This is a genomic window from Bacillus sp. ISL-77, assembly GCF_018613105.1.
Genome location: NZ_JAGGQY010000075.1, coordinates 1 through 26506, shown reverse-complemented (window position 1 = coordinate 26506; position 26506 = coordinate 1). Strand labels below are relative to the sequence as shown.

Annotated in this window: 27 protein-coding genes and 2 pseudogenes; 21 read left to right on the top strand and 8 right to left on the bottom strand. The window is 35.4% G+C overall.

The window, feature by feature from the left end; translation table 11 throughout:
- Positions 1–20: 20 nt before the first annotated feature.
- Positions 21–194: a metal-dependent hydrolase gene (locus J7E77_RS31535; RefSeq protein ID WP_308160780.1), complete on the bottom strand. Its 174-nt coding sequence runs from the start codon at positions 192–194 to the stop codon at positions 21–23.
- Positions 195–1103: 909 nt separating this feature from the next.
- Here J7E77_RS31535 and J7E77_RS26270 point away from each other — a divergent pair.
- The gene (locus J7E77_RS26270; RefSeq protein WP_214718028.1) at positions 1104–1487 is read left to right on the top strand and encodes a DUF1398 family protein; all 384 of its coding nucleotides are present in this window, start codon (positions 1104–1106) and stop codon (positions 1485–1487) included.
- 277 nt (positions 1488–1764) lie between these two features.
- Here J7E77_RS26270 and J7E77_RS26265 read toward each other — a convergent pair whose 3' ends face one another.
- Positions 1765–2163, bottom strand: coding sequence for a nuclear transport factor 2 family protein (locus tag J7E77_RS26265; protein ID WP_214718026.1), 399 nt, complete (start codon positions 2161–2163; stop codon positions 1765–1767).
- A 90-nt stretch (positions 2164–2253) separates the two neighbouring features.
- Positions 2254–2625 carry a VOC family protein gene (locus tag J7E77_RS26260; protein WP_214718023.1) on the bottom strand — a complete coding sequence of 124 codons (372 nt, stop codon included), beginning with the start codon at positions 2623–2625 and terminating at the stop codon, positions 2254–2256.
- A gap of 182 nt (positions 2626–2807) precedes the next feature.
- Here J7E77_RS26260 and J7E77_RS26255 point away from each other — a divergent pair, with 182 nt between their 5' ends.
- From J7E77_RS26255 to J7E77_RS26245, 3 genes are all read left to right on the top strand, one after another.
- Complete coding sequence (locus tag J7E77_RS26255; RefSeq protein WP_214718022.1) at positions 2808–2981, top strand: hypothetical protein; 174 nt, start codon at positions 2808–2810, stop codon at positions 2979–2981.
- Between the two features lie 137 nt (positions 2982–3118).
- Complete coding sequence (locus J7E77_RS26250; RefSeq protein WP_214718021.1) at positions 3119–3334, top strand: helix-hairpin-helix domain-containing protein; 216 nt, start codon at positions 3119–3121, stop codon at positions 3332–3334.
- A gap of 661 nt (positions 3335–3995) precedes the next feature.
- Positions 3996–4847: a DegV family protein gene (locus J7E77_RS26245; protein WP_214718020.1), complete on the top strand. Its 852-nt coding sequence runs from the start codon at positions 3996–3998 to the stop codon at positions 4845–4847.
- Positions 4848–5229: 382 nt separating this feature from the next.
- On the opposite strand, the gene J7E77_RS26240 is transcribed toward J7E77_RS26245, so the two are convergent.
- The gene (locus J7E77_RS26240; RefSeq protein WP_214718019.1) at positions 5230–6462 is read right to left on the bottom strand and encodes a helix-turn-helix domain-containing protein; all 1233 of its coding nucleotides are present in this window, start codon (positions 6460–6462) and stop codon (positions 5230–5232) included.
- 135 nt (positions 6463–6597) lie between these two features.
- Between J7E77_RS26240 and J7E77_RS26235 the strand changes: the two genes are divergently transcribed.
- The 12 genes and pseudogenes from J7E77_RS26235 to J7E77_RS26180 all read left to right on the top strand — a co-directional run bounded on the left by J7E77_RS26235 (position 6598) and on the right by J7E77_RS26180 (position 19739).
- Complete coding sequence (locus J7E77_RS26235; protein WP_214718018.1) at positions 6598–8892, top strand: glycoside hydrolase family 3 C-terminal domain-containing protein; 2295 nt, start codon at positions 6598–6600, stop codon at positions 8890–8892.
- 107 nt (positions 8893–8999) lie between these two features.
- On the top strand, positions 9000–9680 hold the full coding sequence (locus J7E77_RS26230; protein WP_214718016.1) for an MFS transporter: 681 nt from the start codon (positions 9000–9002) through the stop codon (positions 9678–9680).
- Positions 9681–9733: 53 nt separating this feature from the next.
- The gene (locus J7E77_RS26225; RefSeq protein ID WP_251028197.1) at positions 9734–10261 is read left to right on the top strand and encodes an MFS transporter; all 528 of its coding nucleotides are present in this window, start codon (positions 9734–9736) and stop codon (positions 10259–10261) included.
- A 71-nt stretch (positions 10262–10332) separates the two neighbouring features.
- Positions 10333–12855 carry a glycoside hydrolase family 3 N-terminal domain-containing protein gene (locus tag J7E77_RS26220; RefSeq protein WP_214718014.1) on the top strand — a complete coding sequence of 841 codons (2523 nt, stop codon included), beginning with the start codon at positions 10333–10335 and terminating at the stop codon, positions 12853–12855.
- An 829-nt stretch (positions 12856–13684) separates the two neighbouring features.
- Positions 13685–14155: a hypothetical protein gene (locus J7E77_RS26215; RefSeq protein ID WP_214718012.1), complete on the top strand. Its 471-nt coding sequence runs from the start codon at positions 13685–13687 to the stop codon at positions 14153–14155.
- 611 nt (positions 14156–14766) lie between these two features.
- A complete protein-coding gene (gene yhfH / locus J7E77_RS26210) occupies positions 14767–14901 on the top strand; it encodes a protein YhfH (RefSeq protein ID WP_214718010.1) in 135 nt (44 codons plus the stop codon).
- A gap of 362 nt (positions 14902–15263) precedes the next feature.
- Entirely contained in the window at positions 15264–15758 is a 495-nt protein-coding gene (locus J7E77_RS26205) for a DinB family protein (protein ID WP_251026946.1), read from the top strand.
- A 170-nt stretch (positions 15759–15928) separates the two neighbouring features.
- Positions 15929–16306, top strand: a complete 378-nt coding sequence (locus J7E77_RS26200; protein ID WP_214718008.1) for a hypothetical protein — start codon at positions 15929–15931, stop codon at positions 16304–16306.
- 90 nt (positions 16307–16396) lie between these two features.
- A pseudogene (locus J7E77_RS26195) lies at positions 16397–16657 on the top strand (NAD(P)H-dependent oxidoreductase); the annotation flags it as partial.
- Positions 16658–16686: 29 nt separating this feature from the next.
- Positions 16687–17130 (top strand): carboxymuconolactone decarboxylase family protein, encoded by a 444-nt coding sequence (locus J7E77_RS26190; protein WP_214718007.1) that lies wholly within the window; start codon positions 16687–16689, stop codon positions 17128–17130.
- Between the two features lie 381 nt (positions 17131–17511).
- Positions 17512–18078, top strand: coding sequence for a CBO0543 family protein (locus tag J7E77_RS26185; protein WP_214718006.1), 567 nt, complete (start codon positions 17512–17514; stop codon positions 18076–18078).
- 413 nt (positions 18079–18491) lie between these two features.
- The gene (locus J7E77_RS26180; RefSeq protein WP_251028196.1) at positions 18492–19739 is read left to right on the top strand and encodes an Nramp family divalent metal transporter; all 1248 of its coding nucleotides are present in this window, start codon (positions 18492–18494) and stop codon (positions 19737–19739) included.
- 242 nt (positions 19740–19981) lie between these two features.
- Here J7E77_RS26180 and J7E77_RS26175 read toward each other — a convergent pair whose 3' ends face one another.
- Entirely contained in the window at positions 19982–20539 is a 558-nt protein-coding gene (locus J7E77_RS26175; RefSeq protein ID WP_374103011.1) for a COG4705 family protein, read from the bottom strand.
- Positions 20540–20557: 18 nt separating this feature from the next.
- A pseudogene (locus tag J7E77_RS31875) lies at positions 20558–20665 on the bottom strand (hypothetical protein); the annotation flags it as partial.
- 474 nt (positions 20666–21139) lie between these two features.
- On the opposite strand from J7E77_RS31875, the gene J7E77_RS26170 reads away from it, so the two are divergent.
- From J7E77_RS26170 to J7E77_RS26160, 3 genes are all read left to right on the top strand, one after another.
- Complete coding sequence (locus J7E77_RS26170; protein WP_214718005.1) at positions 21140–21565, top strand: hypothetical protein; 426 nt, start codon at positions 21140–21142, stop codon at positions 21563–21565.
- Between the two features lie 159 nt (positions 21566–21724).
- Positions 21725–21862: a hypothetical protein gene (locus J7E77_RS26165; RefSeq protein WP_180247647.1), complete on the top strand. Its 138-nt coding sequence runs from the start codon at positions 21725–21727 to the stop codon at positions 21860–21862.
- 204 nt (positions 21863–22066) lie between these two features.
- Positions 22067–22216 carry a hypothetical protein gene (locus tag J7E77_RS26160; protein WP_214718004.1) on the top strand — a complete coding sequence of 50 codons (150 nt, stop codon included), beginning with the start codon at positions 22067–22069 and terminating at the stop codon, positions 22214–22216.
- A gap of 350 nt (positions 22217–22566) precedes the next feature.
- On the opposite strand, the gene J7E77_RS26155 is transcribed toward J7E77_RS26160, so the two are convergent.
- A complete protein-coding gene (locus J7E77_RS26155) occupies positions 22567–23115 on the bottom strand; it encodes a hypothetical protein (RefSeq protein WP_214718000.1) in 549 nt (182 codons plus the stop codon).
- A 543-nt stretch (positions 23116–23658) separates the two neighbouring features.
- Between J7E77_RS26155 and J7E77_RS26150 the strand changes: the two genes are divergently transcribed.
- Positions 23659–24360 carry a ZIP family metal transporter gene (locus tag J7E77_RS26150; RefSeq protein ID WP_214718043.1) on the top strand — a complete coding sequence of 234 codons (702 nt, stop codon included), beginning with the start codon at positions 23659–23661 and terminating at the stop codon, positions 24358–24360.
- Between the two features lie 205 nt (positions 24361–24565).
- On the opposite strand, the gene J7E77_RS26145 is transcribed toward J7E77_RS26150, so the two are convergent.
- Positions 24566–25066 (bottom strand): hypothetical protein, encoded by a 501-nt coding sequence (locus J7E77_RS26145; protein ID WP_214717997.1) that lies wholly within the window; start codon positions 25064–25066, stop codon positions 24566–24568.
- Between the two features lie 222 nt (positions 25067–25288).
- On the opposite strand from J7E77_RS26145, the gene J7E77_RS26140 reads away from it, so the two are divergent.
- Positions 25289–26305 (top strand): DUF3231 family protein, encoded by a 1017-nt coding sequence (locus tag J7E77_RS26140; protein ID WP_214717995.1) that lies wholly within the window; start codon positions 25289–25291, stop codon positions 26303–26305.
- Positions 26306–26506 lie beyond the last annotated feature (201 nt).

Below are 26506 nucleotides of genomic sequence, written 5' to 3'. Positions count from 1 at the left end.
AGGCAGATAGCCTAATCACCTTATGAGACAAAGTAATTTTTCCGCGAAGCTTCCCAAAAATCTAGATCAGGCATTAATCCTGAAACGCCTCCTAATCCTACAAACAAGAGTGTCGCAGACGGAGAAGTTTGAAATGTATTAGCAACAATAAAACCTGTTGCTGATCCAATTACTGCATGTGATGTACCATTCAATTTAATTCCACCTCTATAAATTATTAATGTAGTAAAACAAAACGGACATAACTATTTTACAAAAAAACATCTGTTCTGTTTAGAAACTAAATAGATTTTAAGTAGACTTTATGAATTTACATAGAAATGGATCGTTTAATATTGACATAAGTACAGTTGATCAACATTGCTAATTAGATAAAGCAGGAATAAATTTTAGATATTTGTTCAAATAACAGGTGCTTATTTTAGAAGAGTTGACAACGCCAATACCATTTCTCTTTTATAAAGCAGTTGACGTATATAGTTTACCTTTTAAAATGGTCAATTTGTAAGAAATAATTAAAGGAAACTTTACTGTTTTTTAATATAAACTAAAAAAATAAAGACTAGAATTATCTTAAGTAACCGGATGAATTCCCGCAAAAAATTAAGGAAAAGCAAATGATATTATTCATAAAGGAAGGATGATATTTATGTATATTTCCTATAGAAACTATCAAAGCGGAATAAATAGTTTGGTGGTAGTAGAAAGCAATGGAGTAGTTACCTCCAGTTTAAAAGATAAGGAAACCGCAATAAGAACCCATAAAAGAAAATTAAAACGATTAAAGGCTAAAAATAATAACAAGACGAGTATAATTTGAATAAATTAAATTCATGAGTGCAATATTTAAAGAAGTAAGCTATCCTTCCTGGTGGCTTTTCTTTTTTCAACTAAAGAAGCAGTTTAGCAGAGAATTCTTTTCAGAAACAGTTTAGGAAGGTTTGTTACGGCAGCTCCGAATATATGGAGTAAACTGAGGAAGTTTAATAGAAAGAGTTTGGATAAACGATTAATGTCCCAATTTTACAAGAATAAGAAGGACCTCAGAGATTAGAATTATGATGAAGGGATAATGACGAATTAATTCTATCGGAGGTATATGTATGAATGACAAAATAACAGAAAGTGAGTTTCAAGAGATTATCCGCAGAAGAAGTAACGGCGAGATAAGCTTTCCCCAATTCTTAGATGAGTTGTCCCAAAGAGGCATTAATGAATACGAAATTGAAGTTGCTACGGGTCAAGCCACATATAAGGGAGTACATTCGGAGTTTAAAACAGATTCTCAAGTAAGCCTGGATATCTCAGATAAATTTAATAGAAATATGGTACTTGAGGCAATCGCTAACATCTCACTCCCTTTTTTAGACTTCTTAAAAGGTATTGCTGAGGCTGGAATTGCTACCTATCGTGTGTACATACCAGAAAAAAAGGTTATTTATATTGGTATTGGAGAAGAAGAAATTGAAGAACACCTTAAAATTTAAAATAAATCATGATAAACTGAAGGTTCTTTGAACGAGAATGAAGAGATCTTCAAATGGATACTCCTCCTTTTGTAGAATACATACTTACCCAATATTTTCGATATTGAAACTGTAGAATAATCTGTTTTACACATTTTCATATGTACTTGCTTAAAGACGGTACCTTTCTACATGAAAACCTAAAACAGGTAATCTCCTAATTTGTCAGCTTAAATTTCGGAACAAACAAGTAACAAAAAGGATAAACGTGTTTTAGCAGCACATCCATTTAACTAAATTAGAACATGCCGTTCTCATTAGGTGAATCCCCTTGTAGGGGTTGTCCTATATCCCACAATTCAACGATTTGGTTATCTTGGAAACGGAAGATATGTACAACAGATCCTCCAAGATCCTCTGGATTCTGTTTCACATGAGAGTGAACCGCAACCGTATCTCTCTCTTGAATAGCAAGTTTGACTTCAAGTATTTTTTGAGGGTTCATAGTTGCATTCTCTTCCATCGCAAGCATGAGTGATTCTGCGTCGCCACGGAAATAGGGGTTGTGGTGACGAAAGTCAGGACTTATGTAAGTCTGGTATGCTTCACGAACTTTCCCTGATGCCACGAGCTGCAGAAAAGACACAGCTTTCTCTTTGAGTGAGAGGTTCGATGTAGACTGCTGATCCGTACTCATTTCAATCATCCTTTCCTTTGAAGGATTATACTGTTAGAAATAATAGAAGTTTAAGGTACTAAAACTCTTCAGCCGTTATTTCCTCTTTTTTCACCGATGCTGATCGACAAGAATTTGATTCCCATCTGGATCTTCAATGATAAAATGTGCTGGTCCCTCATTTGTTTCAGCTGCTTCAGTCAGCATTTTTATTCCTTCAGCCTTAAGTTGTTTTTGAACGTCTCGAATGTCCGTAAACGATTCAAGATTTTCAGCATTTTCATTCCATCCTGGATTAAAGGTCAGAATGTTCTTTTCAAACATTCCTTGGAATAGCCCAATGATGCAATTTTCATTCTTCATAATAAGCCAATTTTGACTAATGTCACCACCAAAAGCTTGAAATCCCAGTTTTTCGTAGAATGACTTGGATAGATGAATGTCTTTAACGTTTAAACTCACTGAAAAAGCTCCCAGGTTCATATATACTCCTCCTTTTAACTTATCTATTTTTACTATAAATGCGTGCTTTGAAATTCTCAACATTTACCATATAATTAAATTGGACGTGAGTTTATTTGTTTCATATGCCAAACAAAAAATAAAAATTGCAAAAATATACTTTTATAAATGTTAAAAATATAGATACGAGATGGGAGAGGAGTATGGTGAATACATTTAAAGAGAGAAGAAAAGCCCGAAGAGACAAGAGAAAAGAAGAAGGAAAGGAATCCATATGGTGGGGATTCCTTGATATCTTTTTGGATATAGCAGAATTAATCGGACCAAGTCTTGTTAGGTCTATTCGGTCAGCCATTAAATTCCTGGAACATCATTAATATGATTATTTAAGGAATTGTATTGGATGTGTGAAAATCGATACCTTAGTTCTTTATTTAAAGGTTTAGTTTAATATATTACTGGAAACGAAGTAAAAAAATAAAGATTTAGTTCTTCAATAATGATAGGAGAAAATATGGACAATTTCAATAATGTGCCACTAGAAAATGATTTCCCCAATATTGGTAAACCTGCTACAAGAGCTCTTATCAATGCCGGTTACTATAAACTTGATCAATTAACAAAGGTTACTGAGTCAGAAATATTGAAGTTACATGGTGTTGGACCGAAAGCGGTGCGAATACTGAATGAAGCACTTAAAGGAAAACAATTATCTTTTGTTGGAAAATAAACAAGCTCTGAACTCTGTTTCCTAAAGAGTCCTGAGCTTGTTTATTTTAGGTCCATTCCCCAATCGGATTGGAAATGGGTTCGGAAACAACACAAGAAATGCTTTCAGTATTATCAGTGAAATCATCAAAGTAAGTAAGGAAAAAAAGCCTTTGAAAGTGAAACAATTAAATAGATAAGTAGGATAGGAGAGATGGGGGAACGGTTGGGGCCAAGACCACCGGTATCATTAATCTAATCGAGTATAATATAAAAACGCTCTTTTTTAAAAGAATGTTACTTCTTAAATTCGCTCATAGAAATACAAGATTCGCTCATAAAAGCCCACTATTCGCTCATTGAAACCCCATATTCGCTCATTAAACTTTAAAATTCTCTCATTGAAGGGATAAAGCGACTATTAAATCATGAATGTTCATTTATTGAAGTGTAATTTTACACAAAATATCCTTTTTAATTATCCTGCTCATTGATTTTTAACAACATTATTTTCGAAAACAACCTATAAAAAACAATAATATACAATTACTAAAAGTTAGAGTACTAGAACTTACTATTTCTTTCTGGTATGTGTAGCCTATCCCTTATTTAATGTATAGTAGAGTAGAACATATAAATGCAAACATTAGTAACGGCTTTTTATATAGAAGTGGGGGATATTTATGAGAAGAATGATTTTATCGACAGAGAGTGGTGCGGATTTACCAGAAGAATTAGCAGATAAACATAATGTCCAAGTGGTACCGATGCATGTGATTATCGATGGGCAGGATTACCTAGATGGTACGATACCTGTAACGGATATTTATGAATACTACGAGCGGACAAAAAAAATACCCTCTACAACATCGACAAATTCCCATGAATATCTTGAATTTTTCAAGAAGATAAAAAATGATTTTCCAGATTGCACCATCATACATATTGGTTATACGTCAAAGGCATCCTCTTCCTTTCAAAATGCGGTCATCGCAACGGAAGATTTGGATGATATTTTTCTAATTGACGCATTGAACGTAACAGGTGGATTAACTGCGATTGTAATGTATGCGGTTTCCACATTAGAGAATGAACCTTCAATTGAACCTGCCCAATTAGTAGAGAAGATTGAATCAAAGGTTCCTAAATCAAGACTGGCTTTCGTTCCCGGAAGTTTAGAATTTTTAAGAGCAGGAGGACGAGTCAGTAATCTTGCTTATCTCGGTGGGGCTTTGTTAAAAATAAAGCCGCGTATTGAACTAATTGATGGAAATCTTGTTTCAACAAAAAAATATCGTGGGAAAATGGATGTTGTTTCCGAGAAACTCATGCGAGATTATTTAGGTCAATACGACATTGATAAAGAACAACTTTTTCTTCTTTACTCTGTCGGACTTGATGAAAAGATCAAGCAGGGGATGGATGATATCGCAAAAGAAACAGGTTTCAAAAATGTAAAATGGATTCAAGCAGGCGCAATGATATCTACACATGCTGGACCTGGTGGTATCGGAATTGCAGGCTTAGAAGTATAGTACGGTCAAAACCAGTACTTATATGGGATTAAACGCCTTCACAAATAAAGGGTAAAAAATAACCAAAATTGCAAAAAACGCCCTCAAATTTGAAAATTGGAGATTCGCTTTACCCCGCGAATCTCGGATATCGTAGAAGTACTGAGACGTGGGCTTTTACATAAAGCCCTCGCAAAGGACAAGGTGATGAAAGGGTGTCATAAAATATTCACATTCTTATGAGAAACATGTTAGTCAGTTTTGAAGTGAAACAATTAAATATTTAAGTAAAAAGAAGAAAAGCTTATTCTTCAACGTTTCTTACATTTTGTAAGGAACGTTTTTTTATTTATCAGCTCTTATGTTGCGAAATTATTATAGGTGAAAGGCCCGTTGGGATACTTCACCGGGCATTTTCATTGGAAATAATCCCTTTTTTAAATTGGTTTGGGGTCACTCCTGCAAATTTTTTGAAAACTTTTATAAAATAACTTTGATCATGGAAGTTTAAAAGAGATGAAATCTCAGTTAAAGAGTGTTGGGTATAGGTCAGTAAAGTTTTGGCCTCATCCACTTTAACTTGTTGAATAAATTCAATTATTGAAATGCCTACTTCTTTTTTAAATAGATGAGATAAATATTGTGGATTCATTTGGACTAAATCAGCCAAATCGGAAAGGCAAATATCTTGGTAAAGATGGGTATAGATATAATTTTGACAAATATTAATAGGTTTAGAATATTTATGTTTCTTTCCTTTTTGAACTCGTTCGGTAAACTCCAGTAGTGCATATTCAAAAAATTTCATGACTGCGTTATAATCGTTCAGTTCCTCAATCTTTTGGATAAATAGGTCACTTAGAGTGTAGGAAACATCAGGCATAAGTCCACCATCAATAGCTGATCTCGTAGCAAGTGTGATGCCTGCAATGGTTAAATTTTTTACACTTCTCAACTGACTTGTCTTAGAAAGAACTCCCATTTTCCCTTCTTTCGGTGATTCCTGTAAAAGCTGAATAAGTTCAAACTTTTTCCCTTCTTTCACACACTCGAACATTCTTTTTTCATAAAGTGGGTCAACATAAGTCATTATTTCTTGGCGCCGTTCTGATACATGAACGTCCGGCTGTTCGATTTCCATTCTCTTCCTTCCAAGCAACTTATTATTTTGAAGGATATTAACCACATCCAATTCTTGTTGGTAAATCATATAAAAAAGAATCGTACTTAAATGAATAAAATCCAAGTGGCTATAGACAGGAAGGGAATGGTAATAATGAATCAATTCTTCTTTATTTACGCGAAGCTGAAAGTCGTTTACAATCCCTTTAATTGATTCCTTTGGTACATTGGAAAAAAGGACAGGTCCAACAATGATTTTTCCATGAAATTCTTCACCCAATCGGATGTTAATAGAGAAAAAGTTTCCAAGGTAAGCGGTTGTACTAAATACTGGGAAATCAAGTGTATGACCTTCCGAAAAAAGTTGGTTTAATATAGTTTCTTTTGAAAAATCGAAGAGGTTATGTTGAAAATGGATGGAGTGTTCTAAAATCATTTCTCCATTTTTCCCCAATAGAAAGACCGGTATTTTAAACATGTCAAATACGAGCCTACTAATATACTCTAAATTCATCGCTAACCCCCATTTATAAAAAATCTTCTAATAATTTTACTTTTTTTCTCTCGATTTTACCATTAATACAAAAAAATAAACAATATAATGATGTTAAGTAATCGGTTACAAGATCACTAGAATAGGGGAGAAACGATGAAAAGTGATATGAGGCAAATGATTTCTCAAATGACTTTAGAAGAAAAAGCAAGTTTATGTTCAGGAATAAATTTTTGGTCAACAAGAGGGATTGAACGGTTAGGGATTCCGTCCATTATGGTAACGGATGGTCCTCATGGACTCCGCAAACAACAGCAAAGTGCAGATCATTTAGGGATTTATGATAGTGTTCCCGCGACCTGCTTCCCATCTGCTGTAGGATTAGCAAGTACATGGAATAAGGAGTTAATACACGAAGTAGGTGTTGCATTAGGCGAAGAATGCCAGGCTGAAGATGTCGCAGTCCTACTTGGTCCGGGGGCAAATATTAAACGATCTCCACTTTGTGGTCGAAATTTTGAATATTTTTCTGAAGACCCGTACCTATCTTCAGAAATGGCAGCCAGTCATATCAACGGCGTCCAAAGTCAAGGGGTTGGGACCTCATTAAAACATTTCGCTGTAAACAATCAAGAGCACCGAAGAATGTCAACGGATGCCATTGTTGATGAAAGAACATTACGGGAAATCTATTTGGCTAGTTTTGAAGGCGCTATCAAGAAAGCACAACCATGGACAGTAATGTCAGCTTATAACAAAGTAAATAGTGAATACGCATCAGAAAATGAATACTTGTTAACTGATATTTTAAAAGAGGAATGGGGATTTGAAGGCTTTGTAGTTTCAGACTGGGGAGCAGTTAATGAACGTGAAGATGCTCTTTCCGCTGGATTAGAGCTTGAAATGCCAGCAAGTAATGGAATCGGCGAACAGAAAATTATCGCTGCAGTAAGAAGTGGAAAGCTAACCGAAGAAAAGTTGGATAGGGCCGTAGAAAGATTTTTAAACATTATTTTTAAAGCAGTTGACCATAAAAAGGAAAACGCTGTCTATGACAAAGATGCTCATCATCGTCTTGCTAGAGAAGTGGCAAGAGAAAGTATGGTTCTATTAAAAAATGAAGACAGGATCCTCCCATTGAAAAAAGAAGGCACCATTGCTGTCATCGGTGGATTTGCAAACACACCAAGATATCAGGGCGGCGGAAGCTCTCATATAAACCCTACAAAGCTAGATAATATTTTAGAAGAAATTGAAAACGCTTCAGGTAAAAATACGAATGTTTTATTTGCACAAGGATATCACCTTGATTGTGATGCTGTAGATGAAGAGCTACTTAGTGAAGCGAAAGAAGTGGCAGCTGGAGCTGATACCGTAATCCTTTTTGTGGGTCTTCCTGATCGTTATGAATCGGAGGGTTATGACCGTGAGCATTTACGGATGCCGGATAACCATGTTCATTTAATCGAGTCGATTTCAGAAGTGAATAGCAATATTGTAGTGGTATTAAGCAATGGTGCCCCTATTGAAACGCCATGGATTACCAGGGTAAAAGGATTGTTAGAAGGATACTTAGGCGGACAGGCACTTGGCGGAGCAATTGCTGATTTATTATTCGGTGATGCAAATCCAAGTGGAAAATTAGCTGAAACATTTCCAAAACAACTAAGTGATAATCCATCGTACCTTAACTTCCCTGGAGAAGGAGATCGAGTAGAGTACAAGGAAGGAATTTTCGTAGGGTATCGTTACTATGATAAGAAAAACTTGGAGCCGTTATTCCCATTTGGTTACGGTTTAAGCTATACGAGCTTTGAATATAGTAATCTATCCATTAGTAAAAAGGAAATGAAGGATTCTGATACTGTTACTGTGACTGTAAATGTGAAAAATACTGGTGCAGTAATTGGAAAAGAAATTGTACAACTATATGTAAAAGATGTGACAAGCAGTGTAATCAGACCTGAAAAAGAGCTGAAAGGCTTTGAAAAAGTGGAGTTGCAGCCAGGTGAGGAGAAAACGGTAACTTTCCGATTAGATAAACGGGCTTTTGCTTACTACAACGTAGAACTAAAAGACTGGCATGTTGAAACGGGAGACTTTGAAATTTTAATTGGGAAATCATCCAAGGATATTGTCCTTATGGATACCCTTTATGTACAATCCAGTGTTCTGATAAAAAAGCCTGTTCATAGGAATACAACCATTGGGGATTTATTGACCGATCCAATACTCGCTCCAATTGCTCAGCCAATGCTGGCAAAAATGAATGAAGGTAACCCACTTGCGAGTGCAGAGCTCGAGGGGGAAGCATCTGAAATGATGGCAGCCATGATGAAATATTTGCCGCTTCGAGCGATGGCTAATTTCAGTCAAGGTGGATTGACGGAAGAAATGCTAACGGAGCTCATTCAGCAATTAAACGAACAATTGGTTAAAACCACTGTGTAAATCTCTTACATTGAAACACTCTTACCTCGGGTTCGGTATCGAATCGAGGTAAGAATAAATAGAAGTAGTGTTTTTGCAATTTTTAAAATTTATTGGAGGTTAAACCGATGAATACTGCCGTTACACCATTTAAGCGCCTTGTACCAGCATTGACCATTTCAAACATTGGACTCTATGTTGCTCTTATTCCCCCGATGATCTTATTACTTACGCTGAAAATTCAAGCCATTGATCCTAAAAACGTAGAAAGTGCATTGGCATACGTTTTATCCATTGGTGCGTTTGTCGCGATGATTGCCAACCCTGTGGCGGGAGCCATTAGTGATAGGACCCGTCTGAAATTTGGTCGTCGCCGGACTTGGATTCTAATAGGAAGCGTATTAGGAGGAGCTTCAATCTTAGGAATTGGTCTTAGTAATGAAGTGTGGCAAGTAATCCTATTCTGGTCATGTGCCCAAGCCTTCTTTAACTTTATGCTAGCTGCAAATAATGCCTTGATTGCCGACCAGATAGAAGTATCACGACGTGGATCTATTTCCGGTATTTTAGGTTCAATTGGCGCAGTGGCAGCGATTATTGGCATTACGTTGGTCAATGCATTAGGTGAATCTCAAATGATTAAATGGTACGTTTTAGCGATCATTCCAATGGTTTGCGCCATTATTGCCATTAGTATGATTCGAGATTCAGGATCTACTGGTTCTCGTAAAACCGAAAAAGAAAAGTTTAGTTTATCGATGGTTATTCCTAGTCCTCGAAAATATCCGGTATTTGCCTATGCTGGCTAGCTCGATTTCTTGTCTTATTCGGTCCTTCCATCGGATCTTTCGGTACTTTATTCATGGTAGAACGTTTTCATTTTACCCAAGCAGAGCTTGGAAGCAAAGTAGCGCTTCTTACTACAATCGGTACAATCATAACTTTCCTCTTTAGTATTGTTGGCGGTTTCGTTTCGGACTATTTCAAACGCCAGAAACCATTTGTTATTGGCGCAGGTATACTAATGGGAATGGCTTTGATTATCCAAGGTTTTACCACAAGTTTTACAGTATATTTAATTTTAGCTGTTTGCTCAGCGATTGGTGCAGGTATTTTTTATGCCGTAGATATGGCTCTTCTGACTCGTGTTCTTCCTAATAAAGAAGATGCCGCTAAGGATTTAGGTATCCTGAATATTGCAAACGCTTTACCACAATCGATTGTTCCAGCTATCATGCCATTATTACTTGGTCTTGGAGGGTATCAAACAGCGTTTTCTGTCATCGGTATTCTTGGAATCTTAGGTGCTATTGCCGTCCTGAAAGTTCCAGAGATGCCAAGAGGAACAAAAGCGGATGACGTAAAGGATGAAACTACAGCAGTGATTTAAATGGAATTCTGCCCGCAATGTACAAGTGTGCAGGTAAAATATTTTATCAACTTGGATAGGAGTTAATTAACATGTTAGGTACCTGGAATACAGTAGTACAAACCCCATTTGCAAAAATGAAATTTGTTTTTGTTGTTGAAAAAGAGGATCAATATACTTTCAGTGTGAAAGAGCCTGCTCCGTTAAACATGCTTTTTCAATCAGTAATGGTTGAGGGAGAGCAGCTTCATGCGAAAGGAAAGTACATTCTTTTATCAGAAGAAACAGCAGAAATTACTCTTACCTTTAGAGAAGACTCGTTTAACGGTTCGCTCAATCTTCATTCCTTGGGGAATCTACAAATTCAAGGGGAAAAGGGGGAGGGCATCTCATTAGTAGAAGCATTAATGAGCGAGGTAGAAAAATACCGAAAGTCTGAACCAGTCGTTGAACGGACAGACCAAGAAATTCAACAAGAAGTTGATAGGCTTGTGAGTAACATGAGCGTTCAAGAAAAAATTGGTCAAATGAGCCAGTGTTTGGCATCTAATTTCTCTTTCGGAGGAGATGTTGAGTCTGAGTCTGCTGAAAAGCTAGTTGCTGAGGGCAAAGCTGGTTCGATTTTAGGCGCATTTGATAGTAATCGAGTTTTTGAGTTGCAAAAAATTGCCGTAGAACAATCACGATTAGGCATTCCTCTGCTATTTAATGCAGATATTATCCATGGTCATCAAACGGTTTTCCCTGTCCCGCTAGCGTGGTCCAGCAGCTGGGATATGGATGGAATTAAAAGAGCATGTGCCATTGCTGCAAAAGAAGCGTCCGCATCAGGCATTACCTACAATCATGGACCGATGGTGGATGTCACGAGAGATGCTAGATGGGGAAGGGTTGTAGAAGGGGCTGGAGAAGATCCATACTTAGGATCATTAATTGCAAAAGCCCAGGTCGAGGGTTTCCAAGGAGAAAGCTTGCTTAGTGAGAAAACAATTATCGCATGTTTAAAACACTTCATTGCCTATGGCGCAGCAGAAGGAGGACGAGATTATAATACAGTGGACATTTCCGAAGGTACATTGAGAAACGTCTATCTTGCACCTTTTAAAGCTGGTTTGGAGGCTGGAGCCGGGTCCGTTATGAACTCATTCAATGTCTTTCAAGGGGTCCCAGTAGCAGGAAATAAAGCTTTATTGAAAAATTTGTTAAGGGATGAACTTGGTTTTAACGGTATTTTGATTTCCGACTATGGAGCTGTTGACGAAATTGCCATTCATGGCGCTGCAAGGGATCAGAAAGATGCGGCTAAAATGGCTGTAGATGCCTCTATGGATATTGAAATGGTTACTACTACCTATTCAGAGTATATTCCTGGACTTATTGAAGAAGGAAGACTGCAAGAAAGTCAATTAGACGAAGCCGTAAAAAGGATTCTTACCTATAAATTTAAGATAGGGATCATGGATGATCCTTTCCGCTATATTAGACCAGACAAAGAAGAGGAATATCATTTCTGTCAGGAGCATCTCAAAGAAAGCCGGGAACTTGCTAAAAAGTCAATTGTCCTTTTAAAGAATAATGGAGTTCTACCTTTAAATAAAGAAAACGGTAAGATTGCCGTGATCGGACCGTTTGCTAACAGCAAAGATTTATTAGGTCCTTGGCAATTCTCAAGATACGGTGATCAAACGATTACCTTATTGGAAGGGTTAAAAGATAAAGCTCATAATATGGAGAATCTTTTGTATGCGGAAGGCTGCAAAATCGATGGTGTAATCGATGGAGGGTTTGAAGAAGCCCTTCTGCAGGCAAAGCAAGCTGATATTGTGGTCCTTGCATTAGGCGAAAACAGCGAAATGTCAGGTGAAGCAGCTTCCAGAATGGACCTAGAACTTCCTGAAGTCCAAAGAAGATTAGCGGAGGAAATGGTCAAATTAGGCAAGCCTACGGTCTTAGTATTAACGAATGGGCGCCCATTGGTTCTAGACTGGTTTGAAAGAAACATGGATGCTATCGTTGAAACGTGGTTCTTAGGGTCCGAGGCCGGGCATGCCATTGCCAATGTACTATTCGGGGATTATAATCCTTCCGGAAAACTAACCATGAGCTTCCCGTACAAATCGGGTCAGGTGCCTGTTTATTACAATCACTTTAAGACGGGCAGACCATTAACAAACAAAAATCAACATGAGAAATTTATATCAAAGTATCTTGATGGTCCGAATGAACCGCTATATCCTTTCGGCTACGGTTTAAGCTATACAGACTTTTCTTATTCTGAAATCGAACTGGATAAGAATCAAATGATAAGAATGGAGGAGATTAAAGCCAGTGTTACAGTGACCAATACGGGTAACAGGCCTGGTGAGGAAGTGGTGCAGTTTTATATTCAGGACTTATATGGGAGTGTGGTGCGTCCTGTAAAGGAGCTCAAAGGATTTAAAAAGATCTTTTTGAATCCTGGTGAATCGGAGAGAGTCACCTTTACGATTACGGATGAGGATTTGAAATACTATACCTCAGACATGAACTATAAATCTGAGGAAGGGGAATTCAAAGTTTATATAGGTACTAACTCGAAAGAATTGGAAGAGGCGGCTTTTGAATTAGTGGGATAATATAAGGGAATCAGCCTTTTCAATGGGGAGGACTTTTGGAATTAAAAACATCAAAAGTCCTCCATTATAATGTTTATTGAGCACAATAATTGCTTGATCGTTTTTAATCCTAGAAACAACATTGAAGCAGTAAATACCTTTGAAGTTGAACCTCCCAGACGACATGTTTTGACTCAAAATCGTGTTCCGTAAGGATTGTCGGTTCGACCCCGACCACCGGTATCTTTTGATTAATGATGAAAGTGAAATCTATGATAAGGAATAACTTTTTCCTGAGATTGTAAAACACCCGCAAAGAGAACTTGTTACGGCAGGGGAAGCTGGGCTATATGACATGATGCAGGTAGATTCTGATGTGGAACGTGGCTTCATTCGTGATCAAGTCATCCCTGATACACGAGAAAGATAAAACTGTTCTATACTTTAAATTCCCACCAAAACTTCGAATTCAGCTACCTAAAATCATTGGTAACAACACCAGTACAAGAGAATTTTTCACCCAAAAGGGTTAATCAAGCAATTTATTGGGTCACAAAAAAACTTAAGTATTCTATAGATCGTCCTGGAATGAATTGAAGAACATTATCGGAAGCATTAGATGACAAAAAAAATGGGTGATTTAGCAACTATTGCTTTACTTGGGTATCTAAATCATATTGGGGCACCAGCAGCTTGCATATGACCACATATATAGATATAGGATATAAAAAAAATTAAATCTTTTAACCCAAAATACGACATATTCGAATCGTTTGATACCGCCATCAACTTTATCCATAATAGTAAATCATTTTTTGAAAATTTTTCTCCAATTTCAAAGGGTAGTGAATTGGCAAAGTTTATTGTTCATAGTGAATGGGATAGCAGTACATTTACAAATCATCTAAAAAACGCTAGTTTTCCATTATTTAGTAAGGTTATTGATATAAATTTGGGATTAAAACAAATTAAACTTTACGAAGTCTTTGTATTGACCCACGATGCATATCAAACAGAGTTTGTATTTTATAGAGATGAAGAAGGACTCCATATATTTTTCCACCTTAAGTATGAAGGATTATGGTATGACGGTAATAAAATTACTTTTTCAAGGCAAGTTCCTGAAAAGTCCAGTTTTGTGGTTAACACAAATGAATTTATTGATGCTTTAGAAGATTTTACTAATCAGCTTCAAGAATATTTATTAAAAAGTCATCCAGAAATACTTAAAGACCCTTTGGTTAGAAGAAGTTTTGGATATGATCAGCGTTTTAACGATTTCTTTGCAGAAAACAAAAGACACAATATTATATCTGAATAGGACGTTTCTTATTAAGCTAACGGGTACTAGAGTTAAAGATCCAGCTGCCATTTTTGGTGGCTTTTCTTATTGAACTAAAGGTCAGGTTAGTTAAAAAGAATTTATAGATATAATATAAAATACTAATGAATGTATAATTTTATTATGGAGTATTTAATTATTATAGGAGATAACAGCTGATGACAAATACACAGTTTATATTTTTAACCTTAGTCCTTTTATTTTATGTAAATTATTGGGTTTGGAATTACAAAATGCTGGAAGAGCATCTAACTTTTTTTGGATGGGTGTACGGTAATATGATTCAAATAAACAGAAGAGGCAGAACCCAAGAAATACTAGAATATGCATTACATATTCAATGTTCGTGAAGAATTACCTTAGATAACACAATTGTTGTAGCTTCCGAGATTTCTATCTCCTAACTTGGAATGGGATGATGATACTGAGGATTTCGATTGGGATATACAAGGTAAAAATAGATTTGATGAAAATATTAAAACTTTTATTATTTATTTAAAAAAGGGCTATACTTTTTTCTCTTTTTTGCTTATACTGTACTATAACAAGATAAGAAACAACGAACTGTATTAATAAAGGAGGAGATTTAAATGTTAATTAGTCCGGTTGAATTTTTCCGAAATTTGCCAAAAAAGGAATGCCCTGAATGCGGGCAGCATATGCAAGAGCAAGCAGAAAGTTATTTGATGGATTGTGATCGTTGTTTATCCAAAAAAGAAGAGTAAAGTTTGTTAACTCTCCAGCATTGCTGGGGAGTTTTTAATTTCATAACAATAAATTAGTAGAATTCTTGGAAAGTAGAAAAGCATTTGATACAGGAACTAAAGTAATTAAATTTATCGAAATGAATGTCTAAATATCTGTTAATTTTTATAAATGAGCCATATATTAACTAACCTCTTGCATTAATTAAAAGATCGTCTTTTTTTTACGATCTTTTTTATGAGTAATCAAAATCTCCAAAATATTTACTCCTTGCAGAAGATGTGAAGTAATGTACTTAAACTAACTGGGCAGGTTCGTGGAAGAAGGTTTATTTTTATATATCTAGAATATGTATTATCATTATAAGAAAGTGGGTGTATAGATGATGTTTCATCAAAACGAATATGAATGGATTCGTCAGACACGATTAACGCTGCTAGATTATTGTAAGGAACTTAATCAAAATGATTTTACTCGCCAAAATGGATACGGTTGGGAAAGTGTGCGAGACTCATTGGTTCACATAGCAGATTGTTATATTGCGTGGCTCGGCTCATTTGTTTTATTAAAAACAAAGAAGCCAATTACACCAAAGGATGAACGACAGAAATTGAAACTGGACGATATAAAAATACGCTTTGAACAGGTTGATTCTTTTGTAAATGAGGTATTTGAATTACACGGAAAGCAATTATCTGAGCCAATTCAAAGAAAGATTCCTTGGAGAGATGAAACAGAAATTATAACATTTACCCCTGGTAAATTAATAATGCATACTATAACTCACGAATTTCACCACAAGGGACAAATTGTAGCTATGATACGTCAGATGGGTTATGAACCTCCAAATACAGATGTATTAGGAACTAACGATTAATATATGTAAGAGAAAATAGACTTCTTTACCTTTTTCTATTAACAGGTACAAGGGTAAAGTTCAGCTGCCAATTCAGGCGGCTTTTCTTATTAAACTGAGGGAGTTGAATAAGAAAAAAGGAAGAAAAATCCAATCCTGTAATATATAATTAAAAACAGGGAGGGGTTTATATGATAAAAAAGGCTTTAATGTTATTTCTTTTTTCTTCTGTTTTACTAACTGCTTGTTCAGAATCTAAATTGATGAATTTCATTGGTGAAAGTGAAAATTGGCAAGTTAATTATGAGGTAAATTTGCTTGATAAAGATAGCGAGTCAACAAATCTAACAATAAAATATATAGGTGGAAAGCCAATTCCTAAACGGATAAAGTATGTTGTTGAAAGTGTATCAGGAAAATCGGAAGGTGAAGATTCTCTAAATAATGGAGTGTTAAAAATAGGTGGACATTCTTGTAGTGGTTGTGCAGTTACCCAAGAAAACGAAGAAATGAAGGCAACCATAACTTGGAATGATAAATCAGACACCTTAATTTTAAAAAATCATTAGTGGGTACTTGAATTTATTACTGGAAGAAGGCGTAAAGGGTTAAAGTTTTTAGTCACTTTCCTTATTCAGCTAACAGGTGCTTGAGTTCAATTGGGCTTACTTAAAGACGGACGAAGAATGATTGTCATACAAGCAAGTGGTTCAATCTATACAAATGATGATTGGTATTCAGAAGTTGATTACTCTAATAAATACCTGAAATCAATGTTCAATTTCCTTGGTATTGAAGATTATCAAATCATTCGGGCACAAGGAACTGCTTTACTAGAACCAAATGAAGTATTACAAAAAGCATATAAAAAAGCTGAAGAAGCTGCTTCAAGATTAGCACCTAAATTAATACTGTCTTAAAGGAAAAGAAATATAAGGAGGTAATTAAATTGGAACAACGAGTTGATTATTACAATGTAGCACCAGAAGCACTTAAAATAATGATGGAAATGGAGAAGTATACGAAAACAACAGGTATAGACCGTAAACTTCGTGAACTTATAAAAATCCGGGCTTCTCAAATAAATGGTTGTGCATATTGTATTAACATGCATACAGCAGATGCTAGAAAAATGGGAGAAACTGAACAACGTTTATATTGTATTAGTGCTTGGAGAGAGTGCACATTTTACACAGATGCAGAAAAAGTAGCTCTTGAGTTGACAGAATACGTAACTTTAATCCCGACAAAACGCGTGCCAGATGAGCTTTATCAACGAGTACGTGAACATTATAATGAGAGACAATATGTTGACCTAGTACTGATAATTAATCAAATCAACAGTTGGAATAGAATTTCTATTGCAATGGGGAATACAGCAACTGAAAAATAATTACTCTCAGCGAACATCTAATAGTGTTCGTCTCAGATTGTAGAAAAAAGGCATCCAAATGAACCAGATTGGATGCTTTTCCGTTTTATACTTATATAGAGTATAAAATTACCTCTTGTTTGGTCTACCTTATGCCATTTCAGAACTTTCTATAATTCTCCAGTATGATAGTCACCATCTTCCTTATGAAAGATTGTGAAATATTGTACTTAAACTTACGGGTGCGATTGTTCAATAAGAGCAGTCGCTTTTTTACTAACTGGGAGGTTAGTTGGGAAACAAAATTCTCGAAATTTATTTTATTTATAAAACAGTTTTAGGTAAAGCTAGAATCGAGGGGTGAAAAACTCAATTCAACATGTTGTGAGGATGTTCATACATATGGAACAAAAAGAATACATAGACAAAGCAGAAAAGATTTATGAATTAATTGAAAAAGCACATGACAAAAAAGTGAATTTTTGGATTGAAAATGTCGTTTTCACTTGGCAATGGTGGTTAGGGGTATTGTTAACCGTTGTACCGTGGATTTTATGGTTTTATCTTAAAAAAAAAGAAAGCACTTATCGACTACTTTGCGTCGGATTCTTTGTTATTTTTATTAGTTCCTGGTTTGATTTCATAGGAATTTCATTAGGTTTATGGCATTATAATTATGATGTTATTCCTTTCCTTCCTTCCTATTTGCCGTGGGATTTTACCATATTACCGGTAATTGTTATGTTTCTTATTCAATTTAAGGCTAACTTCAATCCGTATTTTAAAGCATTTATTTTCGCAGGTGGAAGTGCTTTTATTGGAGAACCAATCTTTGTATGGATTAAAACCTATGCTCCAGAGCAATGGAAATATTTATATTCATTTCCAATATTCTTTTTTATTTATTTAATTGCACATTTTATTAGCACGAGGAAAGAATTCGATAGTTTAAACAAAAAATTAGACTAAACTGACTTAGAAAATGCTTCCCCTTTTATTACGCAAATAAATTGGTACTTGTTTAACGAACGGGTGGAAGAGTTTAAGTTCGGTAGCTGCTTCGGCAGCTTTTTTTTGCTTGTTCCACTAACGGGGCAGTTTTGTTGAAGAAGAATCTCAAATAGCATAGCCTGTTAAAAAGAAAGCAAACTAAAATAGTGCGTGCAGATAACGAAAAAAATTTGGAAAAAATACAATTCCGATATCTTTAAATAATGTATTTATTATTGTTGGTATCTAATCAATTAGAAAGCCCAATAACTTCATTCATGTCGGGTTTGCAACCTGAGACCCCTAAAAAGCATTAGCGAAAAAAAGTTTACTGAAATAAACTATAATTTCGGATAAAAGAAGGAGGTTGGACCCAAAAATTATCTAACTCTTTGAATAGATCTTCTAATTCTTCTATAAAAGGAGATTCTAATGGAATTAAAAGATTGCTGCCTTTTTTAGGTCCTGCCTTTATTGCTGCTGTGGCATATATCGATCCAGGTAATTATGCAACAAACATTTCGGCAGGGTCTAAGTATGGATACGCATTATTATGGGTCATTTTAGTTTCTAATTTAATGGCTGTTTTGATTCAAACGATGTCTGCCAAGTTAGGGATTGCAACAGGTAAAAACCTACCTGAAGTTTGCCGAGAAAAATTTTCAAAGAAGACTTCCATACTTTTATGGATACAAGCTGAACTTGTCGTTATGGCAACAGATCTGGCAGAATTTATTGGTGCATCGCTTGGAATCTATTTGCTCTTTGATATCCCACTTGTTTTTGCTGCTATTATTGCAGCCATTGGTTCATTCGTCATTTTGGAGATTCAAAGGCGAGGAATGCGTCCGTTAGAAGCTGTTATTACAACAATGATTTTTATTGTTGTAATTGTTTTTGGGGTTCAAGTTTTCTATGCAGCACCAGATGCAACGGCAATTCTCTCTGGTCTTTTCACACTCAAATTTCAGGGTGTAGATAGCGTTTTATTAGGGGCTGGTATGCTGGGAGCAACAGTGATGCCACATGCCATTTATCTGCATTCTGCCTTAACACAAAATAGAATTGTCGGAGAAACTGAAGAAGAACGGAAAAAGATTTTTAAATATGAGTTTGTAGATGTCATTATTGCGATGATTATTGCAGGTGGGATAAACGCGAGTATGTTAATCGTCTCAGCGGCATTATTTAATAAAAACGGACTTAATGTAAGTGATTTAGAAGTTGCTTTTAATGAATTTGGAAAAATACTTGGACCCTTTGTGGCAATTTGTTTTGGAATTGGATTGTTATCCGCAGGATTATCAAGTTCTTCAGTTGGTACTATGTCAGGTGACATCATTATGCAAGGCTTTATTAAACGACGCATACCTATTTATTTGAGACGATTTATAACAATGATACCGCCGTTAGGAATAATTCTAATGGGAATTAATCCTTCTAAAGCTCTTGTCATAAGTCAAGTTGTTCTCTCTTTTGGAATTGCTTTTGCTTTAATACCTTTAATAATGTTTACAAGTAACAAAAAACTAATGGGAAAACTTGTAAATCATTTAGTAACTTCGATCTGTGCGTGGATAATTGCCGTAGTTATTATAAGTCTTAATTTATTTTTGTTATATCATACTTTTATTAACTAAAGAAACTAAAGCACGTTTTTACCTCCTATTTATTCTAAGTTTCTTTTTAAGCTTACGGGTCAAGTTGAAGATCCAGCTGCCAAAAATTCTTGGTGGCTTTTTCTTATTCAGCTAACGGAGCAGGTTGAATAAGTAGTAGGGTTTTGGAAAATAACAAAAACTTTTTGCAACAAAAATAGCTAGGAAATGCAATATTGGGAATTTGCATTTCTTAGCTATTTAGGACCTAGTTCAACCCTTCATTAGCTTAATAAGGGGTCTTCAGTTTTGCTATTCTTAATAGTGGAGTAAATAATAAAAATGATAAGAATCGAAGCCAAAACAGTGGAGGAACCAATTGTCCCTAAATCTAATCCACCTTTTGCGTGTGGTTTTGTAAGAAGGTCTCCTAATGTAGCCCCAAAAGGTCGAGTCAAGACAAAAGCAATCCAAAACAAGAACACACGAGAAACTTTTGTGAAGTAATAGGAAAGGACAATAATTACCAATAAACTTCCTATTAAGATTGCTCCTCCTTTATATCCAAGACCACTACTATCAGATAAGAAGTCTCCGAAAGCGGTACCCAATGTATTCGAGAATAAGATTGCAGTCCAATAGAGTATTTCAACTTTACGAGTGTGAATATGATTAATATCTAACGATTTTTCACTTACATACCAATATCCAAAAATCATTAACAAAATTGCGATTAATAAACTTGAGCCAAGAGTATAGCCTAATCCCAATGTACGGTCAATTAAATCAGACATCGCCGTACCAGCGATACTGGTTGAGGAAATAACACCCCAATAAAGCACTGGTAAGTACCTATTCGTCCTAAGTTGAGCAAATAGTGTCACTAAAAATATTCCGAAAAATATTAAAGTGCTAATTACATATCCAGCTCCTAAGGTCTGTGACAACAAATCGCCAGCGGTTTCACCGAGTGTAGTCGCTCAAATCTTCATAATCCAAAATATAACCGTGACTTGAGCAATTTTTTTAATAACTTTTTCCTCTTCCAAAAATTTTTCCTCTCCTTATAATAGTTTGCATGTAAATTTGTATCTCTAAATTTCAACGAACAAATAATTTATAACATTAGAGTCTTAAATTTCACTTAATTAAATCTTAAGAAGTCGTTAAATTAAAAATTCACCATGAAAATAAGTTTCCTCAAGAATAGAAAAATGATAATACTTAAGAAGACCCTGCTCAATCGTTAAAAAAAGAGGAGAGCGTAATGAATAGTCTATTTAAGGGGCAGGTTTGTTGAACATTAAATTGGTTCATTAATGTCGCTTTTGAAACAAATTGCGAAACAACTTGGTTTGGAGATACGGGTTATTGGTTGTTGTTGTGGATAATATTAATTGAAGATGCGAAATCTAACTGTAAAAATTTTGGGAGTGAGCATCATGAAGAAAATGATTGTTCTCTTTACGATTTTATTAATGTTTGCAACAAATAACTTGGTTAATGCTAAACCTCCAGAGCCAAAGGAAATTAAACCGTATGCAGAAGACTGGTATGTTACACCAGAAGATATTATTGGAGATATTATATTTCCAGCTATTGATAAAAGGGTAATAAAAGAGTATGGAGGAAAAGAGGCTTCTGGTTTTGGCTGGCAGCAACAGAGGATTGTTAATATTGTTTATAACAACAATCATTCTTATGATATTTCCTTAAGAATTCAAGTTCCTGACAGTAACAATAATCCATTTGAATATGCAGAAGACTTGGTTAAAGTAAGAGTATCTCCATCTTGTGATAGTCCTAAAATTGAATGTAGTCATGGCTTTAAGGTAGAAGTATTAGACTACAAACATTTAAATAAATAATAAACGAGAAAGGTGTTACCTTTAATTGGTAGCACCTTATTTAGAATCGACCTTGTTCAACTAACGGGTGCTTTTGTCTACTTTAGCGGGCATAAAATTTTCGTTACTGCGGCATATTATATTTATAAAAATATTTTAATGAATTGAGGTCTTTGAAAAATGGATGAAATGATAACTACTAATCAAGTAGAAGAAGTAAATAAACAACTGAAAAAAATTCCCAAGGAAGCCGAAGAAAGAAGAATTGAAAATCAGCCGCAAACAGGTAAAAACGAGAAAGCCATCGAGCCATTTTAATCCGGACAATAGCAAACCGAAGGATTTTGCTGACCACAAATTTCATAAACAAAAAAATGAGGAATGGGGAAATCCCGATCCCCATTGAACGGTAAATGTTAGACACCGACTTTATTGCACTAAAGGGTGCAATAGTTGAAGATCCAGCTGCCAAAAATTCTTGGTGGCTTTTTCTTATTAAAGATGAAATGTAGGAGTGAAAGTATGGATAAAAACAAACGGAAAACACCAAATGTATCAGGAAGTTTTCAAGTGATTGAAGATGACCGAAAAAAAACTATTGAGGAATTAAGAAAAGACAACAAATTAGATGAAGAAACGGAATACTACGCACGAATTTTTATGGAAGATTAGGCGTTTCATTCAACTAGCGGATTGTAATACTTGAAAAGCTGGCTGCTATTGCCGGCTTTTTTGTTATTCAACTAAAGAAGCAGGATAGTTAAATTAGAGGGATAATTTGCAACTTTGAAAAACAAAGTCGGAAACTGACTTTTTAGTAAGTGAAAACAAAATTGGCTACTCCACCTAAAAATCCTGTTTAACCGATGTATATTAACCTATCAAATAAAATTAAATTAATCGGTTTAAATTTGGTGTTTGGTTCCCATCCTTTTTAGTTCCCGAATTTTTCATTCTGTTATCCCTTCACTATTCCTCTTTGCTTCCTCCGTAAATAAGATGACCATCTGCTCCATAAACTGTTATATCGCTGGTTTAATCATTTCATCTTTAGAAGTAATATACCAAACCCACAACGCAGCCGTACCTGAACCTCCGCTCATACCAGCCAAGTCGTCCCGAACATAAAATTTATTTGGCTGTAAACTGCCTTCACTATTTATAATGATGGTCTTTGCCTTGTCTCTGGCAAATCCGTATAGAATGGAGAAATCCTTTTGGACATTATTTTCAACTCTCCAGGTTATTGGTCCATTCTCTTCCTTTTCCTCTCTGAATTCTTGGAAATCCAATCCTGGAATCATTTTTACCATTTTGGTATGGTCTTTGCTGATAAGAACAGGAAGGATTCCGAATTCAGTCTCGACAAAAGCCACATTTGAATCGGTATCAATTAAAATCACTTTTTTGCAATCCTCATTCTGTGCTTCTATTTTTGCACAGATTGCTTCTTCCAAGGATGTAGTAGGAATATAATTAGAACCAGGACTTGAACCAGGACGGGAAGCTGAAAAATAAAGTACCACAATTAATCCTAAGCAGAGTAAAGCTATTAAAATTTTTTTACTCATCTCCATCGCTCCCATAATTTTATATTATTCAGACAATTACAATTATAAACCACACTCTGTCTTAGGAATAAATATGGATTTTATATTAATACTCTCAAATTCTTGTTCAACTAACGGGTGCTTATCTACAATAAAGTAATATAAATGATCTTCCACAATCTGCGCTTTAATGGAGTAACGAAAAGGAGCCCAATTTCTCTATTATAATATAGAGGAATTGGGCTTATTAATATTCGATTTTCCTTAACTTTGTAAATCCGCATTTTCCTGACACTACCCCTGGAAGTAAAAATGGAGTAAGTAGATACTTGTCAAAACACAAAAGGGGAGCACATCTTCACGTATATGGTTCATTAAAAACAACAATATGCTTTTGAATATTGTTACAACGAAAGACGATTAGCCTTACTTCTGTAGGAAGTAAGGCTAATCGTCTATGATTTTAGGTTAATTGAAACCTGTCTTTTTTACAGTGGTTGTACATATAATGCAATAAAAAATGATTAAAGGTGGTTTTATGTGGGGACCAATTTAGGAATAATTATGAGTGCATTATGTACTGCGGTTGGAGCGGTGCCTGCTTTGTTATTAAACAATGTATCGCACCGCGTTAAGGATAATTTATTGGCATATAGTGCAGGGATTATGGTTGCAGCGTCTACCTATGCATTAATTCCTTCTACCTTAAAGCTTTCAAACATGTTCGTATTAACTTTAGGGATTTTACTCGGGACAGCTATGCTTACCATATTAGAAATTATCTTACCACATGAAGAAGTTGACCATTCAACCCATGGTTCTGGACAAGCAAGGCCACTTCTATTAATAGCTGCTATGGCTATACATAATATACCAGAGGGACTGTCAGTAGGAGTCAGCTATGCTAGTAAATATGAGGGTTTAGGATCCCTTGTTTCCATTTCAATTGGACTTCAAAATATACCGGAAGGATTTCTTGTATGCTTATTTTTAGTTTCTAATCGTATTCCTAAAGTACAAGCTTTTTTATATACTGCTTTTACAGGAGCTATTGAGTTTGTATCAGCTTTTCTTGGAATCCATTTAACTGACCAATTCCTTAATATCGTACCATATGGACTAGCATTTGCAGCCGGAGCCATGCTTTTTGTTGTGTATAAAGAGTTAATTCCTGAAAGCCATGGAGATGGAAACGAACGATCGGCAACCTTTTCTTTTGTCATGGGACTATTAACGATGATTTTTATTATTGAGTTGTCAATCTAAATATAAAAAATAAACCTTTTTATCTTGGGATTAAACTAGTAAGTTGAGTTTAATCCTATTTTTATTGTCGAAATATTATATATGTTTTTTGGTATAGAAGCTTTAATCTCCTCAGTTTGGAGAAAGCTAAGATTTCCTTTACCAGAATAAGCAGTATCTGCGAGTACTTCATCAATGGTTATTTTTTGTTCAATCGTCTTATTCACTAACGTTTGAAGCTGTTTCCCATCATCTTCATTTCTGAGGTTATATGAATAGCAGTGAAGATTTCTTCCTCTGTCATTGCAATATGGTTTTTATATCCGTAAAAAGTTCTAGACTTAGACTTTCTCCCAAAACGTGCATCAGAGTCTACTGCAGAGGAAATTCCTTTATTAGTCAATAGTCTCTCATCTTCAATAATTTGCTTTATGACGGTTATCTTCTCAAGCAAGCTGCCTTCGGCATCTGGGAGTTTGTCCTCCAACACATCCTTTAGCTCCACCAAATATTGCAAAAGTTGTTTCGCTTTTTCTTCATCAATACCCTCTAATTGTGGAAACTTAGGAAGCTTTTTATAAAGTTTAGAATACTGTTTCTTTACCCCTTTTAATAGTCGATTAGCAGCTTTTTTTAAAACATCTAAAGGCTTATCCTTGGCTGCGTTTACGATAGTATGTGTTGAATCGATAATGAGGGTGTTTGACTTTATTAATCCTTTTTCCACGCATTGCTTAACAATATGGACTAATACCTTTTCAATTCGATTAGCTCCAAGTCTATGTACATTGTGAAGTGTTAGCAGGTTAGTGGAACAAGAGAATACAAAATTAGTATGAGCTTTTGCGATTGCTGGGCTCATTTTTCAATCGGAGCATAACCAACCAGCACATATTAGAGGTAATTTATGGGGATGGTATTTATAGTATTTCTATTTTGGAGGTTGCTTATGGAGGAAATGGGAACCCAGATAAGGTTAACTGCGGGTGAGATCGGTCAACTTTGGATGCAATACTTAAATGATAGTTCAAGCGTTTGTGTCCTCACATACTTTTTAGAAAAAGCCGAGGATGATGAGATTAAGCCTATAATTGAATTTGCTTTAGAGTTATCTAAATCACATGTTAAAAAAATTACATCTATATTAACTGAGGAAAAAAATGCAGTTCCGCATGGTTTTAGGATTGAAGAGGATGTTGATATAACAGCTCCTAGACTTTTTTCTGACGGTTTTGTTCTGAATTTTTTAAACCAAATGTCGAAGGTCGGACTTACTTTATATGGAGCCGCGGTAGCAGCATCCGTAAGAAATGACATAAGAACTTATTACATGGACTGCCTTACGGAAACAATGGAATTATATAATCGAACAACGGAATTATTATTGTCCGAGGGTTTGTTTATCAGGTCTCCGAATCTGCCAAATTTGGAGAAGGTTGAATTTGTGAAAAAGCAATGGTTTATGTTAGATGTGTTTGGAGAAAAAAGACCGTTAGTCGCAGCGGAAGTCGATAATTTATTTGCTAATCTACAAAGAAATGCACTCGGAGTAGCTACACTTACTGGATTTAGTCAGGTTGCCCAGGACAAGGATGTAAAACAATTCTTTTTAAAGGGTTTAGAAGTTGGGAATAAACACATTAGATTATTTAGAGGGAAGTTAGAGGAAAGTAAACTCCCTGTACCGATGGGTTGGGATGCAGAAATAACTAACAGTACATCACATACATTTTCCGATAAACTCATGATGTACCTTACATCTGGTTTAATTTCTATGAGTGTTGGTTATTATGGTACAGGTGTCAGTCAAAGTCCAAGAGGAGATATTAGTTCAATGTATAACAGGCTGTCCTTAGAAGTGCAGATGTATGCTGAAGATGGTGCTAATATCATGATAAAAAATCGATGGTTGGAACAGCCTCCAATGGCATCGGATCGTGATGAATTAATAAGAAAAAGGAATTAATTATAATCCATATTCGAGTCCTTCTGCAAATAAACAGTAAGGGCTTTTTTTATTCTCATTTGATTTATGAAATTCCTTCCTGATATTTTGTGAAGAATTTCACTTAAACTACCATGAAAATAAACTTCTGTAATTCAGGAAAAAAGGCAATACTGAAGAAGACGCAGCTCATTCATTTTTAAAAAAGGGGAGAGCGCCTAA